The 2,083-nt window shown below is 67.0% G+C and carries 4 protein-coding genes; all 4 read right to left on the bottom strand.

Features of this window, described 5'->3' with window-relative positions:
- On the bottom strand, positions 1 to 1,162 hold a 1,162-nt coding region (locus EOA79_RS31650; RefSeq protein ID WP_128293666.1), incomplete at its 3' end, for a P4 alpha zinc-binding domain-containing protein.
- A 14-nt stretch (positions 1,163 to 1,176) separates the two neighbouring features.
- On the bottom strand, positions 1,177 to 1,410 hold the full coding sequence (locus EOA79_RS31645; RefSeq protein ID WP_127335578.1) for a hypothetical protein: 234 nt from the start codon (positions 1,408 to 1,410) through the stop codon (positions 1,177 to 1,179).
- Positions 1,400 to 1,687: a hypothetical protein gene (locus tag EOA79_RS31640; protein WP_127335577.1), complete on the bottom strand. Its 288-nt coding sequence runs from the start codon at positions 1,685 to 1,687 to the stop codon at positions 1,400 to 1,402. Before EOA79_RS31640 ends, EOA79_RS31645 begins: the two co-directional genes overlap by 11 nt.
- Positions 1,665 to 1,955, bottom strand: coding sequence for a hypothetical protein (locus EOA79_RS31635; RefSeq protein ID WP_127335576.1), 291 nt, complete (start codon positions 1,953 to 1,955; stop codon positions 1,665 to 1,667). The genes EOA79_RS31640 and EOA79_RS31635 overlap by 23 nt, the downstream gene beginning before the upstream one ends.
- Positions 1,956 to 2,083: the final 128 nt, after the last annotated feature.

Below are 2,083 nucleotides of genomic sequence, written 5' to 3'. Positions count from 1 at the left end.
GGGCACGGGCGCGCGCCATCGCCGCCGCGGTCACAACGCGCTCGGAGTCGCCATCGGCGAGCAGCACGAGCTCGGTGACCTGTTCGCCCACCCACATGGCGTCCTCGGGGTCCTGACCAGGTCGGGGCATAGGCCCGGCAATCATCAGCGGTCGCAATGCGCCTTTCGCATCCGGCTTCTTCAGCGTGGGATGGGCAAAGCGCGAGGCGGGATCAGCCGGGCCGGCTAGATTGCCGAGGTCGCCGGCGGCGAAATAGAAGGTGTCCTCGCGCCAGCTCTCCCAGCAGGCAAAGGCCGCGCCGTTCTCGATCCCTTCCCCGCCGACCCAGCGTGCCGCGGAAGGATCTCCGAAAAGCGGGATCAACCCGCCCTTCTTGGAGCCGCGCATTTTCTTGGTCGGCAGGGCCTCGCCCGTCGCTGGATCGGTGAGCAGCGGCCGGAACTTCGGCGGCCGCGCCAGGTCGAACCAGGTGATGTGGCAGCCAATGGCATCCAGGTCGGCATTGATGAAGGGCGCGACCATCGCCGGCCCAGAATGGAGCTTACTCGGCCGACCGCGCTGATCGCTGCCGTGCCAGTAGGCCAGCTCCGAAGCGCAGCGCAGCCATTGCGAGGCGCCAATGCGGCCGCAGCCGCGTGCCTCGAGATAGTCGACGACCAGCCGCCCGAACCGGCCGACGCGTGCAGCGGCCTCGTAGATAGACCTGGCCTTTTGCCGCTCCCGTTTGCGATAGTCGATCTGCCGCCCGGCGCGTTCAGCCAACTGCGCTTCATTCAGCCGCCGGCGCTCTTCAAGTCGCCTGTGGCGAGCGATGGCCTCGGCGGCGTGTTCCTGGCCCGCCTCGCTAGGAACTGGTCGGTCGAGCACAATAGAGCACGCCTCCAGCAGCGCTTGGCGTCGATGCAGGTCGAGGCCTTCGCAATGCGCCACCATGCCGATGCCGTCATTTCCGCCAGCACCGCCAGCCCGGCAGTTCCATTTGTTCTTGACGGTGTTGAACGCAAAGGTGTCCGTGCCTCCGCAATGCGGGCATGGCTGCGGGTGCTCGTGCCGGCGGCCGGTGAATTTCAGGCCGAGCCGTTTGGCGGCGTCGTCGATCGAGACGTCGCGGGCCGCCTCGACGAACTGTTCAATGACGAAGCCACCAGACTGCATGCTCAAAACAGCGGCTCCTGTTACTCTTTTCCGATCCCCTCGCCGCCACGCGAGAACGTGCCTTCCTCCGCGGCAAGCGCCCGCAACAGCCGCGCGGATAGCCCCAGCCGCGCCCGCACCTGCTCGATGCTCTGGCCCATTTCGAACAGCAGCCGCACGCCCTCGGCCTGCATCGGTAAAGGCAGCTTGAAGAGCGTCGCCGCGTCGATGCTGCCGGGCGTTCCGAAGATCGCTTTTGCAGGTCTATCCAGCATCGCAGGTGCTCCCTGTTTCAGTGCTCGTCCCGTGAAACATCGCGCCGGCATCGCGCGGCGGCGGCAGGTAGAAGGCTCGGAAGGAAAGCCTCAGCCAGTCGCAGACGGCGATGACCTTGGGCGCCGAGACGCTCTGGCCGTTGCAGATGCGCGAAAGGTCGGAAGCGCTTACCCCGATGTCGGCGGCGCAAACGCGCCAGCCGCGACCATCTTCCTCGAGCCTCGCCCGCAACAGCTTGCCCAGCTCGCGATAATCATAGGCAGCGAGCCTGACCATGCCTGGCCTCCTTTTTGAGAAACAGCGACGGCTCCTCGCCGATCCAGGCGCAGAGCGCCAGGAACTCGTCGGCGCCCGGATCGCGGCCGCGAGCGGCGCGATAGACGGCGTCGACTTCGACGTCAGCCTCCCGCGCCACGCGCGTCGGCGACTTGCCGCGATGGATGCGCCGGGCTTCGAGGAAAAGCGCAAAGAGGGTGAAATCCACCGCTAATTTCGGGCTTTCCCGGCCGTTTTCCGGCACGTTGATCGAGGAGGCGCGGCTCATCGCGGCGCCTCCTCGCCGCTGCCGGTCCGGGCTTGGGAGGATGCGGGACCGGCAAGGATATCGGCACCGAAGAGGTCGGGCCGCTGCGCATGGCGTGAGATGCCGGTGGCGCGCTCGATGTCCAGCAC

The organism is Mesorhizobium sp. M1A.F.Ca.IN.020.03.2.1, assembly GCF_004023205.1.
In the GTDB taxonomy this organism is placed as follows: Bacteria; Pseudomonadota; Alphaproteobacteria; order Rhizobiales; family Rhizobiaceae; genus Mesorhizobium.
The sequence above is the reverse complement of the archived record's forward strand: the minus strand, read 5'-3'. Positions and strand labels throughout refer to the sequence as shown.

Bases quoted from the DNA above. Each gene is read 5' to 3' on its own strand.
- EOA79_RS31645 (WP_127335578.1), bottom strand. From the start codon at position 1,410: ATGCTGGATAGACCTGCAAAAGCGATCTTCGGAACGCCCGGCAGCATC.
- EOA79_RS31640 (WP_127335577.1), bottom strand. From the start codon at position 1,687: ATGGTCAGGCTCGCTGCCTATGATTATCGCGAGCTGGGCAAGCTGTTG.
- EOA79_RS31635 (WP_127335576.1), bottom strand. From the start codon at position 1,955: ATGAGCCGCGCCTCCTCGATCAACGTGCCGGAAAACGGCCGGGAAAGC.